The organism is Fulvitalea axinellae (assembly GCF_036492835.1).
Classification (GTDB): Bacteria; Bacteroidota; Bacteroidia; order Cytophagales; family Cyclobacteriaceae; genus Fulvitalea; species Fulvitalea axinellae.
The window spans coordinates 202890-219456 of sequence record NZ_AP025314.1 but is presented as its reverse complement, the minus strand read 5'-3'; the positions used below and the strand labels follow the sequence as shown (position 1 = coordinate 219456).

Annotated in this window: 15 protein-coding genes; 6 read left to right on the top strand and 9 right to left on the bottom strand. The window is 46.8% G+C overall.

The features are described 5' to 3' along the window. Window positions 1-110 precede the first annotated feature (110 nt). A complete protein-coding gene (locus tag AABK39_RS00810) occupies window positions 111-740 on the bottom strand; it encodes an HD domain-containing protein (protein WP_338393044.1) in 630 nt (209 codons plus the stop codon). Window positions 741-1157: 417 nt separating this feature from the next. Here AABK39_RS00810 and AABK39_RS00805 point away from each other — a divergent pair, with 417 nt between their 5' ends. After that, window positions 1158-2009 (top strand): hypothetical protein, encoded by an 852-nt coding sequence (locus AABK39_RS00805; RefSeq protein ID WP_338393043.1) that lies wholly within the window; start codon window positions 1158-1160, stop codon window positions 2007-2009. Between the two features lie 336 nt (window positions 2010-2345). Beyond that, window positions 2346-3104 carry a methyltransferase family protein gene (locus AABK39_RS00800; RefSeq protein ID WP_338393042.1) on the top strand — a complete coding sequence of 253 codons (759 nt, stop codon included), beginning with the start codon at window positions 2346-2348 and terminating at the stop codon, window positions 3102-3104. Between the two features lie 43 nt (window positions 3105-3147). On the opposite strand, the gene AABK39_RS00795 is transcribed toward AABK39_RS00800, so the two are convergent. The 3 genes from AABK39_RS00795 to AABK39_RS00785 form a co-directional block, all read right to left on the bottom strand. Then, window positions 3148-3543 (bottom strand): VOC family protein, encoded by a 396-nt coding sequence (locus AABK39_RS00795; protein WP_338393041.1) that lies wholly within the window; start codon window positions 3541-3543, stop codon window positions 3148-3150. Between the two features lie 50 nt (window positions 3544-3593). Continuing rightward, window positions 3594-3980 (bottom strand): AraC family transcriptional regulator, encoded by a 387-nt coding sequence (locus tag AABK39_RS00790; protein WP_338393040.1) that lies wholly within the window; start codon window positions 3978-3980, stop codon window positions 3594-3596. Window positions 3981-4461: 481 nt separating this feature from the next. Further along, window positions 4462-5958: an IS5 family transposase gene (locus tag AABK39_RS00785; RefSeq protein WP_338393039.1), complete on the bottom strand. Its 1497-nt coding sequence runs from the start codon at window positions 5956-5958 to the stop codon at window positions 4462-4464. A 574-nt stretch (window positions 5959-6532) separates the two neighbouring features. Between AABK39_RS00785 and AABK39_RS00780 the strand changes: the two genes are divergently transcribed. Next, on the top strand, window positions 6533-8464 hold the full coding sequence (locus AABK39_RS00780) for a glycoside hydrolase family 97 protein (RefSeq protein ID WP_338393038.1): 1932 nt from the start codon (window positions 6533-6535) through the stop codon (window positions 8462-8464). 181 nt (window positions 8465-8645) lie between these two features. Beyond that, window positions 8646-9512 (top strand): lysophospholipid acyltransferase family protein, encoded by an 867-nt coding sequence (locus tag AABK39_RS00775; protein WP_338393037.1) that lies wholly within the window; start codon window positions 8646-8648, stop codon window positions 9510-9512. 36 nt (window positions 9513-9548) lie between these two features. Here AABK39_RS00775 and AABK39_RS00770 read toward each other — a convergent pair whose 3' ends face one another. Both AABK39_RS00770 and AABK39_RS00765 read right to left on the bottom strand, forming a co-directional pair. Continuing rightward, window positions 9549-10553: an NAD-dependent epimerase/dehydratase family protein gene (locus AABK39_RS00770; protein ID WP_338393036.1), complete on the bottom strand. Its 1005-nt coding sequence runs from the start codon at window positions 10551-10553 to the stop codon at window positions 9549-9551. A 94-nt stretch (window positions 10554-10647) separates the two neighbouring features. Beyond that, on the bottom strand, window positions 10648-11214 hold the full coding sequence (locus tag AABK39_RS00765) for a Crp/Fnr family transcriptional regulator (RefSeq protein WP_338393035.1): 567 nt from the start codon (window positions 11212-11214) through the stop codon (window positions 10648-10650). 171 nt (window positions 11215-11385) lie between these two features. Here AABK39_RS00765 and AABK39_RS00760 point away from each other — a divergent pair, with 171 nt between their 5' ends. Further along, on the top strand, window positions 11386-12597 hold the full coding sequence (locus AABK39_RS00760) for a carboxypeptidase-like regulatory domain-containing protein (protein ID WP_338393034.1): 1212 nt from the start codon (window positions 11386-11388) through the stop codon (window positions 12595-12597). A gap of 18 nt (window positions 12598-12615) precedes the next feature. After that, window positions 12616-13215, top strand: a complete 600-nt coding sequence (locus AABK39_RS00755; RefSeq protein WP_338393033.1) for a hypothetical protein — start codon at window positions 12616-12618, stop codon at window positions 13213-13215. 72 nt (window positions 13216-13287) lie between these two features. On the opposite strand, the gene AABK39_RS00750 is transcribed toward AABK39_RS00755, so the two are convergent. The 3 genes from AABK39_RS00750 to AABK39_RS00740 form a co-directional block, all read right to left on the bottom strand. Next, entirely contained in the window at window positions 13288-14397 is a 1110-nt protein-coding gene (locus AABK39_RS00750) for a carbohydrate-binding family 9-like protein (protein ID WP_338393032.1), read from the bottom strand. Between the two features lie 324 nt (window positions 14398-14721). Next, a complete protein-coding gene (locus tag AABK39_RS00745; RefSeq protein ID WP_338393031.1) occupies window positions 14722-15513 on the bottom strand; it encodes an endonuclease/exonuclease/phosphatase family protein in 792 nt (263 codons plus the stop codon). A 149-nt stretch (window positions 15514-15662) separates the two neighbouring features. Next, complete coding sequence (locus AABK39_RS00740) at window positions 15663-16439, bottom strand: DUF3592 domain-containing protein (RefSeq protein WP_338393030.1); 777 nt, start codon at window positions 16437-16439, stop codon at window positions 15663-15665. Window positions 16440-16567: the final 128 nt, after the last annotated feature.

The following is a 16567-nucleotide window of genomic DNA, read 5'->3' as shown; positions in this document are numbered from 1 at the left end:
CACACATAACGCACTATCCAACAATGAAAAAAATTTAATTATTCAAAGCCATAAATCCTTCCTAGCACTCCCATTAACTTTCTTTTCAAGGGCTATCCTTATCCAGATTATTATTCGTCTGCTGATTTTGGCCTGTACTTCTCAGAAATGATTCCTTGATGTTTCATCTTGTCCTCAGCCTCTCTCACTATTTCGTCTTTGAACAAGCGAAGATTCTCATCAAAAGCCACGTGTTTGTCCATCATATACAGCATCTCAAACTCAATCTCTTCCCAAGTGTCAAGTGGAGCCTGGTTATGCTGAATCTGGACTTCCAATTTGTCCAAAGCGTTCGAAAATTTGGCCTCGTTCGTTTCCCTTTCTTCAAATTCCATCCAAAGCCTGTAGAATTCTTCTCCCAAGCCCTGCCCAAGCTCCGTCCTGATATTCTCGATAGCAGCAAGTTCTTTTTTAGCCTTATTTTCCCTAATAGCGGGATCCCGAAGCTGATCCAAAGCGGAAACGTCACCGGCCTCAATTTCTACCAAATCATGAACAATGACCATCTTCAGCACCTTCTCCAAGTTAACGTCCACGCTCAATTTATCCTTGAGCATAATCGCCATCAACGACATTCTCCAAGTATGCTCAGCCACACTCTCCCGACGCCTGTCAGACAACCAACTGTGCCTCATCTCCCTTTTCAGACCCTCCGCTTTTTCGATAAAACCCAAGAGCCCTTTTAATTCATCTCTTATCATATCCTGAAATATATCATTCAATAACACATTCTAGCAAACACAATTTATCAACGAGGCCTAAACCCCAACTTAAACATTGTTATTCCAAATTACATTTTAAATATATGAAGAATAAGGCATTTGAACAGAAATATTATTACACTCTCCCATAATTTGACTTAGATTTGTGCGTGTTTCTTTAATGGAACTTATCTTTTTAGCACTCCTTAACCAAGGTGAAAAAACACCCAACTACATGTAAAACAATTACTTACAAAACAATTTCAAGTAACTAATTTTCAATATAAACAAAGGATTCGCCAGCATATCGAAAAAGGATTAATCTAGACTTAAATATTTGAAAGTCACAGAATAACATTAAACTTTTCCAAGTTAAAACCTTAAAATCGTAAACTGGCGAACGATCTTAGTATCACCATGAAAACATCAAAAAGCCTGTCATCGACATTGCGCGCATTATTATTGGTCGCTTTCGTAAGTTTTGCTTTGGGCGCTTGCCAAAAGAAAAACTCAACTAACGAAACCGAACAACCGGCCACTGAGCAACCCGTAGCCGAAGAAGAAACTCCAGAGAAAGAGCCTGAGAAGCCAGCTGAAAAAGAAGCCAAGCCTGTAGCCGAAGCCAAAAAGCCTAAGGCACCGGCCAAACCGAAGCCAACGCCAAAACCGCAACCTAAACCTGAAAAACCGGCGGAAAAGCCCGTAAAGGAAGAGCCTAAAAAGCCGGTAAAACAAAAGAAAACGCTTACGCTCAAATCGGGAGAGGCGGTTAATGTCGCTTTGACTGAGGAAGTCTCAACAGCTACAAAAACCGTCGGGCAACTGTTCTCGGCCAAAACCACAAAAAAAATCACCCTCTCGGACAATGAGGTAATCCCGGCTGGCGCAACCGTCAAAGGAAAGGTTACAAAAGTCCAGAACGAGAAGAAAATGGGTGGAAAATCGTTTATCGAAATCGAGCTTCAGAGCATCGCTTTCGAAGGGAAGAACCACAGCCTTGCCAGTGCGCCATTGTATTTCGAAGGCAAGAACAAAACAGGCAAAACCCTCCTCAAAGTAGGGGCGGGAGCCATTGTCGGCGGTTTGGCAGGCAACCTCTCAAGCAAAGGAGGCAAAAAGACCAAAGGCACTTTGATTGGCGCTGCGACCGGTGCGGCGGCCGGAGCGGGCGTTGCTGCTTTGGGCAAAAAAGGCTCATACGTATTGCCTAAGGGCCATGAATTGAGCTTCAAACTCACCGCCGACACCAAAATTGAGGTGATGAGATAATCAAGCCAACTCTCACAATCAACTTAACCAAGACTTCCAGCACTACGGAAGTCTTGGTTTTTTATTTTCACCACATTTCTTTTTCAACTACACTTCCTCAGAAAACCACGCCCCCCTAATATCAACAAAACACTTATTCCCAACCGAATACAGATTCTCTTCAGTTTTTATGGAAATATTGGCGACTGATTTTATTCGTCAGAATATATTCTAATTCGCCTATCCTTTTTTCGGGAAGCAAAGCCAATTCGGAAAGCCTAACGGTAAGCCCAAATTACACGAAAAGGCCAAACCTCCAGTGAAAGGACAAGGCAATCACTCAAAACATATATCTATATGGCGTTACAAGAAGAGTTGAACTCGCAAGGTGCGTTCTTGTTCAAACACAGAAGCAATCTGCCGTTGCTATTGTTGGTTTCCGGTATTCTTATCAAGCTTTACCAAGAACACACCTACGTTTCTCACCATCCACAATCAATGTTATCGGGAATACTGGAATCGATGGCGTTTGTGGTTGGTATGCTGGGCTTAGTCATCAGGGCTTTTACCGTGGGCTACACACCGAAAAACACCTCGGGTCGAAACACCGACCAAGGCCAAGTGGCCGACTCCCTAAACACCACCGGAATGTATTCGCTGATTCGCAACCCGCTGTATCTGGGCAACTACCTGATGTGGCTCGGCGTAGCGATGCTGACCGGAAACGTGTGGTTTATCGCTATTTTTTCGCTGACATTCTGGATTTACTACGAGCGGATTGTCTTTGCGGAAGAGAATTTCCTAAGAAAAAAATTCGGACAACATTACCTTGATTGGGCATCGAAAACGGCGCCTTTTCTCCCTACTTCTTTCCGCTACAAGAGCCCGGACACACCATTCAGCTGGAAGAAAGTGCTGAAAAAGGAAAAGAACGGATTCTTCGCGCTCTTCCTCGTGTTCTTCATCTTCGAGGCTTCCGCCGAATACGCCGTCAACGGAACGCTACGCACCGAAATCGACTGGCTGCTTATCGGCACCGTAGCTTCGGGAATAGCTTACACGATTCTCAAATACATCAAAAAATACACAGGCCTGCTCAATGAGCAAGGACGATGAGTTGAACAGAAAGGCTGGCGGAAATCTCCACCAGCCTTATTTTTTATATGACCTCCACAATCTGGATATAATTCCCGCATGTATCATCAAATACCGCAATCACCGCCGTGCCCATTTCCGTTGGCTCTACGCTGAACTTCACGCCAAGGGGCAATAGCCTTTCGTACTCGTCCCGCACGCTCTTTACGTTAAATTGGGTAACGGGAATACCCGCCTCATACAACGCTTTCTGATATACTTTGGTAGGCTCAAAATCCTTTGCCGACGGTTCCAACAAAAGTTCAGGGCCCATTTGGTCCTCTTCGGCCACGAGCGTAAGCCAGCGGTTTCCGTCTTCCAAAGGCATATCGATTTTCTTTACAAACCCCAACTTTTCGGTATAAAACCTAAAGGCCTTTTCTTGGTCCCGCACGGGGATACTCAGTATGCTTATCTTCATGTCTGTCAGGTTTAGTTCAATATTACGTGAAGGTTGAAATTCTAACTTGGCTAATCTTCTCGAAAATTGCTTTTCCGGTATTGGGCGGGCGAAAATCCCGTTTTCCGTTTGAACAATACCCCAAACGAGCCCAAACTGTCAAAACCCACCGCGAAACAGGCGTCCGTAGCCGACATTCCTTTCGCCAAAAATTCTTTGGCTTTTTCCATCCTGATTTCCGTAAGGTATTGGTTCGGAGTTCGCCCGTAGAGTTTCTTAAAAAGCCTCAGCAGATGAAATTTTGACACGTAGCTAGCCCTGGACATACTCTCAAGACAAAGCTCTTCGCCATAATTAAGTTCGATATATCGCCTAAGCCTCCTTACCGTTTCGACTTGTCGGCGATTGGAAAAGCATGACTTTTTTATCCGGTTGACTTCTTTTTCGTAAAACTTCATCGCAAATACGTTTAAGGCGTATCTTGCTTGCCAAGATAAGCAACTATGAATCAACACAAAACTTTAAAACAGCCAGGACCATCGAATCTAAAATCGCTATAAAAATGAAATGCTGGACAATAACAACCTTATTCCACCTTATAATTAGTGTCGCATCCGCTCAAAATGACGAATGTGGGTTCAAAACAGAATGCCTTTGCGATACGCTGAAAGAAACCGTAATAAATTCATTTGAAATTTCTGATTGTGTCTTCCAAGGGAAGGTGATAGGTATAGACACTTTAAGCATTGCGAAAATAATTACCAATGAATCTATTCTGAAGATCAATCAAGATCCTTTTGATCGATCAGAGTGTGCTAAACACGTACTGAAAACCGAAAAAGTGTTGCGAGTTAAAATTAGAGTCAATAAGAGCTTCAAAGGTTTATCGCAACAACAAAAAATCTATGTAATTAGGGTTTACTGAAAAAGCCCAGAGGGCTACCCAGCTAGGATATTTTGCCAGACAGTCTTTTCCTGTTTCTTTTCGCCGTCTTGAAGCCATATCCCGTATTTCCAGCTCAAGAAAACAAGGTCAAAAAAGATTTCGCTCTGAAATCTTTTCAAGTTGGCCACGAAGAAAATGCAGGCGATCCATGAAAGCGAAGTGTCCGCTCTCCTTGCCTGTATTTTGTCCAATCCGAGTCCCCGTTTCACTTCCCCGAATTTTCCTTCCGCCCTGCTTCGGTGCCGTTGGTGAAGCGCCCGGTTTTCCTTGCGTTCCCTGATTTTTTCGGGACTTGAGGGAGGCCTTCCCAACGGGGAGCCCACGAATTCCACACCCGCGCCGGACATGGTCTGCCGGGCGTTCCTGTTTCCGTAAATCTTGTCCCCGACGAATTTGCCGAGCTTCATTTCCGGGTTTCTCTCCCCGAAACTGTCGATGTGCCCGCGGATCACTTCCGCGTCACCCTCGTAGTAAGCGTCCCATTGCGCCTTGTCCAGATAGGAATAGCCTTCGTGAAGGCTTACGGACAATTTGGCGCCGAACTCGGTGTCGCTTCCGTTTTTGCCCCGGACTATCGGCCGGACATGGGGCTGGAAGACGTTCACGATGCGGCCGTCCACCCTGTTGGCACCGGTCTCCAGCATGAGCGACTGTTGCCTGGCGATTTCGTGAAGCACCATCAGAATCTTCAAAAACCTGCTTTTTAGGCGTATAACGCCCTTGTTGGCCTCTATGAGGCTGTCGATATGCCGTAGGTTCCGTTCCAGATAATTCAGCTGTCGGCGTGCGCACACGCGCCAGAATTCGGCTCCTTTCCTCTTTTTTCTCGTCGCCCCGACATATTCCCTATGGGCTTTATCCCGGTAAGTCCGGGGCTTTTTGGATAAACCGGAATCCCTGGCGACGGGCCAAAGGAGGTCGATGATTTTCTCCGACTGCACCCTCGCCGTAGCCAACAGCCCAAGGTCCGTGGGGTATGGAATCTCTTGCGGCGCCACCGTCGCGTCGCAGGAGACAACCCGCTTGTCATCTTCGGCGTCCCCGGAATGCCCGTCTTTGGACCCTTCATCCCGATCGCCCTCCGCAATACGGATCCCCTCGTGTTGCAAAAGCGAACTCATCCTGTTAAAATCCCCGTACCCGAGCCGCTTGCGGACCGTCGTGAACAGCGAAGGGTCAAAGGCCTTTTCCGTGGTGAACGAGCCGAGTCCCACGAAATACTGGAGATACGGATTTTCTTTGATTTGTTCTATCGCCTCGGCGTCCGAAACGTTCAGCTTATGCTTCACGATCAGCGCGCCGATGACCAGCCGGGCCGGTTTGCACGGACTGCCCTTGCCCGTCGACATTTTCGATTCGTAGACCAAACCCAATTCCGCCCAGGGGATGGAGTTGGCCAACTTCACCCATCTGTTTTCCGGGTTAAGGCGCCCTATTTCCGGGTCCAAAAAACCTTCTATACTCAATTGCGAGGAACTTGTCTTGATCATAGGTGCAAGGGAAAAAATGCTCTCAGTCCTTTCTAAGGCCAATTTACGAATATTCCCTGTGCTTTGGAAAGGGAAACAAGCTACCTAATCCACTGATAATCTTGTGGTTTTTACTTTTTCAGTAAACCCTAATTACACCTCTTCAAAAAAATTCCTGTGGTTACTCTGAATTTAAAATAAATGAGAACTATATCACCTACGGCACAAGAAATAAAACTGCTGATATATATTTCCTATGGACATTTGACATAGACTTCTTTCAATTAAAGCAAGAATATTCAATTTGGACAAACACCTGCAAAAGAATTAAGTTGGCAGATGAATATGAAAAAAAACAACTAAATGAAATAATACAGAACTTGGTAAAATCGAAAAAGCACCAAAGTACTTTTTAACTAAATCGATAACATCTATTATCCAGCGTAACGCAAGTTCCATTTCTTTGAAACCCGAATTCTCCCTACTTCCCGAGTAAATAGAGGGACAAAAAGCTCTTTCCGGTCAATAATAGCAGACGCCAGACAACTTTTGTGGCGAAAATCACGGAGCGAACAGCTTCGCAATACTGTTGACTATGAAAAAGAACCTGACTCTATTTTTTGCCTTCCTCCTTGCGCTAGCCACAGGGAGCGGTTGCCAACAAAAACATGAAATCACTCACGGAAATATAAGCGTCGAATTGCTCATGGACGCTTCCGGCCACTTGGGTTATATAGTGCGGAAAGCGAAACAAACCGTTATCGACACCGCTCGTTTAGGTATTTCGATAAACGGAAAAAACCTTGGCGAGAATACCGAAATCGGCGATTTGTCTCTTCGGCAGGAATCCTTCGCGTTTCCGTTGCTCGGCGTAAAAGACAGCGCCAAATACAACGGTACCGAAGGCGTTTTCCAACTTCGGGAAAACGACAGGCGACTTTGGAACGTAACATTCAAAGTCTCACCAGAAGGCGTCGCTTTCCGCTACGATATTCCCGCAAAAGGAACATCAACCATAGGAGGCGAGGCCAGCGCTTTCCGGCTACCGGCAAAGACGAAAGTCTGGTACTTCGAAAGGGAAAGCGATTGGAAATTGCGCTCCCACGCCGGCACTTGGCTCCGAGCCGACATCGAAAAGATGCCGAAAGTCTCCAAAAACGGCCCGGTGCAGGGCCTAACCCTGACTTGCGAGTTGCCCGGAGGCGGATACGCCCTTTTGGCCGAGGCCGACTTGTTTGATTATAGCGGTCTTCGCCTAAAGGCCGTTGGCAATCGTACGCTCACGGCGGACTTTTCGGAAGGAAAAAAAGGCTTCAAAGCGAAAGGGAACATCCAAACCCCGTGGCGGTGCGTCGCCTTGGCCGATGATCTCAACGACTTGGTCAACAACACTTTTATCCCCGCATTAAACCCCGCACCTGACAGCCGACTTTTCGCCGACAAGGCTTGGATAAAGCCCGGCAAAGCCGCTTGGTTTTGGTGGTCGGGCAACGAGGCTAGCTTCGAAGACGAATGGGCGATGGTGGACAAGGCCCACGCCCTCGGCTTGGAATACACGATGGTGGACGACGGCTGGGAAAGCTGGCCAAACAAATGGGAATCGGCCAGAAAGCTGGCCCGGCACGCCGAGGAAAAAGGCGTAAAACTGTTCCTGTGGAAACACTCCAAAGAGATCCGTAACCTGGCCAACGACTATGTCGACATGTCTACTTTTCTAGACTCGGTAAAAGCCATAGGCGCCGTAGGCGTAAAAGTGGACTTTATGAACGGCCACTCCAAGACCATCATCGATTTTGACGAAACCCTGCTCCGCAAAGCCGCCGAACACCAACTGATGGTCAACTTCCACGGTTGCCAACAAAGCTCCGGCGAGTACCGGACTTACCCCAACGAAGTAACCCGCGAAGGCGTGCGCGGCACGGAACTCAACAAAATGGGCGAGGGGCCCGTCACGGCCAGCCATAACGCGGCGCTTCCGTTTACCCGCCTAGTGGCCGGCCACGCCGACTACACGCCACTGGCCCTTACGGCGCCCGGTGAAACCACTTGGGCTCACCAGTTGGCCACATTGGTTTGCTTTTACTCGCCTTTCCAATGTTTGGCGGAAAATCCGGAATTCCTTCTCACCAACCCGCGCGTAAAACCGGCCTTGGACTTTATCCGAAACGTGCCTTCCGTTTGGGACGAAACCCGGGTGTTGCCCGGATCGAGCATAGGGGAAACGGCCATCATCGCCCGACGCAAAAATCAGGAGTGGTATATCGGGATTCTAAACGCAGGCGAAGCAAAAGCCATTGAATTAAATCCTGACTTTCTGGACAACGAAACTTACCAAACCGAGCTGTTTTCGGATGATCTTGAAGGGGAAAAGATTGACCTGCGTCCTTTGAACCCTTTGTCCAATTTGTCAAAAGGGACAGAAACTATACCTTTCAAAAAGGAGTCGATCATACTGAAGAAGGGAAAAACTCTTCGGATAAATTTAGCGCCTAAAGGCGGAGCCGTAATCACACTAAAGCCAGCCTAAAGCTCCATTAATAGCAGCTTGCCAAAGCATCTCTCAAAAGTTTTCGCTTCATATACTCTAAATATAAATATTATACGAATCTCGTTGAGGGATATTCGTATGTTGGGTATCACACTATAAAGTGAAAACAGGGAACAACTTATAGGACAAAGCGTTTCCGGAAACCCGAGCACCCTACAAAATGAGAGAGAAGCACGCATTCAAGTTCTTGCCTTTTTATATGCTGTCCGCTTTGCCGATGGTTTTTCTGTACGCGATATCCAAAGTGTCGTATTTCGTCATGTACTATATTGTCGGATACAGAAGATTTGTGGTGCGGGAAAACCTCCGCAAAGCGTTCCCGGCCAAAAAGGAAGACGAGTTGGTATCGATAGAAAAGAACTTCTACCGGCACTTTATGGACCTGATTTTTGAGGCTTTGAAAGGGCTAACCATCAGCAAGAAAAAAATGCAAAAACGGGTCAAAATAAAGAACCTGAACATCATCGACAAGATTCATCAGGAAAACAAAAGCGTCATCCTTTACACGGCGCATTACGGAAACTGGGAGTGGTTGTCGATTTTGCCCGAAATTCTGCCCTACAAGGTCACCACTATCTACCAGCCCTTATCAAATGGGTATTTCGACCAACTGATGCGCCTGATTCGCGGGCGTTTTGGGGTGGATTGCGTGGAGTCCGGACGTTGCTACAAGACGATCCTGCAAAACAAAAGAGAGAACACGCCCACAATCTACATTGTGGTGGGCGACCAAAGCCCAACCCAACACGGATCGAAACTATGGGTGGATTTTATGAAAATCCAGACGGCGTTTTTAGAAGGAGCGGAGCGGATAGCCCGAAAAACGGAGCAGGTGATTCTCTATCCAAGTATGAAAAAAAGCGGTAAGGGAGCTTACGAAATTGAATTCAAGTGGATTGATGACGCTGTTAAGTCCAAAACCAAAGCGCAGATTGTCTCGGATTATAGCCAATTTCTGGAAAAGGATATCGAAACGCATCCGTCACTTTGGCTTTGGAGCCACAGGCGTTGGAAATTGTCGGTGTGATCGCCGACAATTCCCAGCGTATTTCCCCCGATCAATCTACACCACCGCTCCTTTCCAGTCTTCTTTCAGATATCGCAAGGCGTTTCTCAGCGCCACATTTGACGGAGTGGGGCGGAAGTCCAGCTCTTTCCGGGCTTTGCTGATGTCGAAATCCTGCTTCAGGCCGTAAAACATATCCAGATATTCCCGCTGAAGGAGAGGCTCCTTTCCGGTCAGCTTACTGCCGAGTTCCATCAGCGTGGCTATGCCGTAAAGCATCGGCTTGGGCAGTTTTTTCGGAAGGGGAATACCCGCCTCCGGATAAAGCTTGCGGGCTACCCGGATGCTGTCCTGAATGGTGGTGTGTTTCTCATTGGCCAAAATATAACGCTCTCCGTTACGGCCATTGCGCATCGCTTCCAGACAGGCCAGAGCCACGTCCCGCACGTCGATCCAATTAACGCTGATATTGGTGTCAACCGGCACTTCGCCAGAGACTATCTGCCACACCAGCTTGTTGGAATAGCTCAGCTTATGGACTTCTCCGCCGATCATCGTCGAAGGCAAAAGCACAACGGTCCGGATACCGAACTTCCTCCCCAGCTCCAAGGCCAGTTTGTCGGAGTCGTTTTTGGAATTGTAGTACCAATTGCGCCGGTCCTTGTTGTAGCCGTTCGCCTCGCGGGCGGGCAACCTGCTGAAATCAAGCGCGGCGATGGAGCTGATATAGACAATATTGCGCACGCCACAACTGCGGGCCGTCTCGAAAAGCAGACGCGTGCCGGCTACGTTCTTGTCATAAATTTCTTTCTTGGGATTTTTGGCCCACATTCTGAAAGCGGCGCCCACGGCGTACACATCGCTCACGCCTTCGAAAGCTCGGGACATGGAATCTTTGTCCATAATATCGACATGCGCCACTTCGCAACCCAGCTTGTCCAGCGCTTCCCGGTTTTTCATATTCCGGATACCCGCTTTTACGCTTAGTCCCTCGTCGCAAAGCAAACGGGTGAGATTGTAGCCCAGATGGCCATTGGCTCCGGTAATCAATGATTTTTTCATGTTTTAGGAATTGGTTGGGACTAAAAACGCCAATGGCGACGGCTCAAAAAATAACATTTGTTAGAAAGGACGCCCAACCGCCCAAAACACCGAATCAGGAAGAAATTTGTCTGCGAATCCGGCTCAACGACTGCGGTTCCATACCCAGATACGACGCCACCGTCTCTACAGAAGCGCTTTGCGCCAAGTCCGGCGAGCGTTCCAAAAACTTCAGGTAACGCTCTTTGGCCGTAAGGGTCTGAAAGTCCCGGACCCGTTCCATTTTGCATTCAAGATGTTGTGAGCTTAGGCGTGCTATGGTCGTTTCCCACCGAGGGTCGGTGAGTTTTATGGTTTCCAACAGCTCCAAAGAGATTTTCCGCAGACGACAATCCGTGATAGTCTCAAAATCATGCGATGAAACCCCTCCGGAAAAAAACACCTTGGCATCGGTAAAAAAATCACTCTCGCCCGACAAGTATTCGACCAGCAACTTGCCCTCATGGTAGCGATAGCCCCGGACGCATCCGCTTTCCACAAAGTACAGATACCGTACGGGCATGCCGGCGGTGATAAGCTTTGTTTTTGCGGGCATCTCGAAGATCTCCGTGTTTTTTCGGAGTGTTTCTAGCTCTGTTTCCGAGAGCGAGAACGGAAGCTTGCTGGTAGCGGAATTAGACATTTTTGCTGGTAAAATAAGTTATTTGGCTGTTAAGTTCTACCGTAAAGGAAAATTAAGCTTTGAGTAATATCAGATATAATCTAATTCGAACGCTCACGCTTGATGATATTGACTCCTTTTGTTTTATAAAGTAAAGATTATACCTTAGCGCACTCAACTAATTCTTTAAGTATGAAGTGGAGCCTGATTTTTATCTTGCCTTTCTTATTGATTCCAATTTTTGCGAAAGCGCAACATATCCAAGGACAGATTATTGACGCCAAAACCGAAAAACCCATTCCCTTCGCCAGCGTATATTTCAACCATACCACTCACGGCACAGGCGCCGACGAGAACGGACGTTTCCAAATCAAAGCCGATACGGCCAGCACTTCGCTAATCTTTCAGGCCGTCGGATACCGACCAAAGGCCGTTGATGTCAACTGCAAAGAAGACACGATTATTAACGTATCCCTGTCCGTAAATATCAGAACGCTCGATGCCGTAACTGTTATCGGCGAAAAGAAACGGCTATCACGCCAATACCTTAGCACTTTCAAAAACGACTTTATCGGGAATCCCAAGAACAAATTGGTCCGTAAATGCGAACTCCTGAATCCGGAAGCTTTAAGCTTTGAATTCGATCAAGAGACACAAACATTAAGAGCTTTTGCGGACTCGACCCTTCATATACGAAACCATGCTTTGGGCTACGATATGGACATTAAACTGACGAGTTTCGAAAGGGCAGGAGTCGGTCAAAGCGCCCAGTATCTCTTCAAATACTATTCGAAGTTTCGGGAAATCGAATGGAAAGCAAAAAGCAAGAAGCGGTCCCAGGCTTTGTTGGAAAGGGAAAAAGTCTATTACGGCTCTTCCATGCACTTTTTCAGGGCATTGGGTTCGGGTACCGCCGAAAAGGAAGGGTTTAGCGTTTATCGGGCGCAACTTGTTCCCAATCCAAACCGCCCGCCAGACTCCATCCTCCTGCACCAAACCCGGGAGGTTGACCAAGAAATCCGAAGGCTCCGGACACAAGACGGCGTACGCCTCAAACTTTTGCAGGCACAAAACAAAAAGAACAATCTCCTTCGAAAAAGCGCTTGGCCCAAAGTTTTGGTAAAAGCCGAAAAACAACCGTTTTCTTCCGCTTCGCTACTTTCCGATTTCCAGGAACTGCGGTTTACCGGATATATCGTAGTGCATTACGTTTCCCCTTTTTCGGAGATAGAGAAATACGCCATGATCACTATCCCCAGCGGGAAATCTCTTCTTTTACTGGAATCGGGCCACCTTATCGGGGCCGATCTCTTGGAGGTCAACGGTGACTGGGCCCATATGAAAGCGGCCACTTTCTTGCCTTTTGACTATACCCCACCGTTCTTTTCGGAATTAACTCCCTAACCCGAGAATTCAAAAAATATGACAAGCCAACGTAACGTCATAATATTCTTCATTGCGCTGACCTCCTTTCACCTTACCAGCTGTCGCAATTATAACAGCGAGGAGTACCTAAAAATGGAAGAGCAAGCGATAAATGAGCTTATTCCAATGATGACGGATCTGCAATATATGACCAAAGCCAATCACGCAGGCATCGATAGTTTAAAACTATATATCATTTCTTCTCTGGACACGACCATCTATCCACCCCATTTCCCTACAAATGACCTCGATATAAACTATCAGGATGATCTACGACGGTACAACAAAGAGAACAGACTCTTCGCCCCCATAATCAACGGAACTTTAAAGAAGCGGTCCATTCAAAATAACTTTACATGTAAGGGGCTAATAATAGATCTTGCCCCTCTCGAAAACAGTATGGACTTGGCCAAGAACCCAGATGTTTTGGGAGTCTTAACCATTTCAAGGATCTATTTTGAAAGAGGCTTCAAAAAAGGCTATCTGTCCTACACCTTCTATTGCGGTACAGGTTGCTGTTGGTCCAACAATGTAGAGATCAGGAAAATTGACGGGAAATGGATTTTCAGCGAGATCTTTTCGGGAGGAATAGCTTGACCGGTCGTTAAAAACCGCTCAAGCTTCCGTATCTCTTTCTTTTGGGTTGGCAAAAGGCGATCTATCAGCTAATCAACTTCCTTTTCGCTTAACTTCCGCACCAATCCAAGACTTGCCATCATAACGAATGCCACAGGCTTTGCCCGTAAACGGACTCACCGCCGTAAGGGCGTAACCAAACGGGCCGGCCGTAATCTCGGGATTGATCAGGGACTTTCCGTTTACGGTAAAATCCTCCACGCCCAATTCTTTAAAGCTTTTTGCGAACCTTCCTTTTCGTTTCTGGAATTCGCGTTGCTTCGCGTAAGCCGCGTATAGCCACAAACGAATTTCCTCATCCGGATTTATCGCCAGTTTTTTAGCGTCGGCGCCCGTTGCGCTACCCGAAAACAGCAGATAACCCCAGCACTCCGGCTTATGCAGGCTAATAACATGTTGCGGTGACCATACCCAATTGTTTTCCGGAAGTTTCTTTCCTCGCTTGTCCCTTTTCTTGGCGTATTTGCCGTTTTTGGCATCCAGCCTCCACTGCACGCGAGCAAGATTCATCCGCCAATAGTCGCCGACTTTCGGGGCTTTGCCTCGATACAGTTCCCTGAAGCCCGCCAACGGCAAGGCTATCTCCACCGTCCAGCCCTTGTCCCGGTCAGACGGGTCATTGAGGCTTCCCTGAAGCTGTACGGCCGATTTCATTCCGGGCAAATCCCAATGTGTCAGCGCGGGTCCGCCGTCACGGTACGCTTTTCCCAAGATCAGGTCCCAAGTGGTGCCCAAGGCGTTGATTTCGAATTCGTAGTAATTGTGGCTGTCTCCGTCAGGGTCTAGGAAAATCTCGAAATCGTTGTCCTGAAAGATCACGCTTTCGTTTTCGGTCAACGTGGCCCACAAGTCGGGTTCCTCCATCTTTGCGGCGAAGTACAGGTACTTGTCGTCCCACATCATCTTGGTCCGCGTATTGAAGCGTGGCGCCGGTTGTTTGTCGCCTTCAATATCCACAAAGGCGTCGGTCCAAGGCGCTTTGCCCCATTCCTTTTCGCTAATGGAGCCGTCGATAGTGACGGCGCCCGGCGCCCTATTACACACATAAGTTTTGGGAGTCGGCGTTACGGCCAATTGGGCGTAAGCTCCGCCGAAAACCGATACGCATATCGCAAGGACAAAAATCAAACGTACTGATTTCATGAGAGTAAAAAGTTTAGTCTGAAAAACAAAACGTTACAAAGTAAGGGACAAAGAAAAAACGGCCAGTACGAAATCAATCACAAAATATTGACAAAAAGCCCTCAAACCCCATTTCCGCTATTAGTAGAAACATAAGTTATTTTTTCGGAGTGCGTTATCAATCTCAATCTTTCTGGATTTGCGTAAAGCCTCCAAAGTCTCGGTCAATGTCTGCATCGTATTAAAAAAATAATAGAGTTAAAAATCGGTTTCAATATCTGAAGAAAATCGGACCATAGCAATTTACCCAAAGCCATAGCCCGATCTTAAAACGATAAAACAGACTTATTTATCCAGCAATTCCAGCGTCACCAGATAGGCGCAGTGGTCCGAAGCTACCGAATTTTGAATCACTTTGGTTTTCAGCACTCTCCATCTATTTTTCGGATAGTACATCACATAGTCAATCTTTTGGGTCGGATTATCGGACGGGCAGGTGTATTCTATATTTTCCTTGTCGTAAGAAGCCGTCCAGACTTTTTCCAGAGTCTTGATCGTCGCGCTACCCGGTATCGCGTTAAGATCGCCCGCCAATATTGCCGGGTACTTTCCGGAAGCGAATATTTCGTTGATCTTGCGGGCTTGGGCCAGTCTGTCCTTTTCGTCTTCCAAATGGTCCAAGTGCGTTCCGATAAAAGCTATCGTGTCCGAACCAATCGTAGTCACCACTTCCAAAGCGGTTCTAGGCTCTTTGCCCGGCGTATACGGCAACGCCACATTGCGAGTGCGCAGGAATGTGTATTTTGAAAGAATTCCCTCTCCGTATTCGCCACCGCTAAAATCCATCGCCTTTCCGAAAAGCGGAATCAGCTTTGTTCTCATTCCCAACTCCGCCGCCAAGTCGTATTTCTTTGCCCGGTTTGTCCTGTAATCGACCTCTTGCAAAGCCACCAAATCCGGCTCGGCGTCTTTGATTACTTTGGCGATCACATCCAAGTTAAAATCCCCCTTGGTCGTGGCTCCATGAAAAATATTGAACGACAAAACCTTTACAATCCTCTTCTGCGCCTTGTCTTGGGCCCGGACAACATCGCAAACGAGCAACGCCAGCAAAAGCGTCAATAACCGTAATCTCATACTATAAAGTGTTTGTGTGTGAAAAAATCGCAATTAAGAGATTTTCAGCGGTAGCGAGACGCCAAACACACACCCAAAAACATATATTTCTAAGAAAACGGTTTTGTTATTTGAAAAAAAGCCGGCCTCCCTCGCCAGAGGGAAAAACCTCACGCACTTCCTACTGTAGGCCCTTTTCCCGCCCAACTGTTCTTTATCATTTTCGCAACATCTTTGGACAAGCCATCCACCATAAAAGCCTTCTGCGGAAAATCCTTATGATATATGACCTTTTCGGTGAATTCGTCTTCCAATCTCTCCGTATGATATTCCTCGTGCTCCAGCCTATAAGACTTCCGGTCCTTGGCGTAATACTCGAATGTCATCTTATATTTTTGCAGGTTGTTTTCATGGTCATATCTGCCCACGGCCACTTTGTGTATCAGCCGGGCTTCCGTCATTATTCCATTATTGAGAATAGACAAAGTCCGTAATCCGGCCACCAGATTCATCGACAACCAGACTATGCCGAGCAACAACGGGATAGAAAAAAGTATCAGGTAAACGACAGTCGGGTAGTTGTGCATACCCTTTATGCGGTTATACTCCGGATTGTCCAAGTTGTATTCCACTTCGATTTCGGCGCCTGTCGAATACCTTCTTCCGAAACTATAGGAAGTCCACTCCAAGTCTCCTATAGGCGAATCAAAAACGTAATCATAGGCAAATACCGGCACATCATTGATATCCATGTTCGTGGCGAAACTATCGATTACCTTTCCTTTCCCCACGGCGGTATTGTATTCCAGATATATTGTTTCAAACGTAAATTCCCTGAGGTCCTCATACGACAAGTAACTTCCGAAAAGGATCAAAAAAATAGCGACCAGCTCGGATCCTCCTATAAGCATTCTTATTTTTTGCTTTAATGGAATTTCTATTTTCATTTTTATTCTTTTTGATTCTTATTTTTCCACGAATATATCAATTACTTAAAATATAAATTTACATAAGTGCATGATTTTGTTTTTCTTCTTTAAGAAACTGTTGAATTTGTGACGTACTAGTGAAAAAG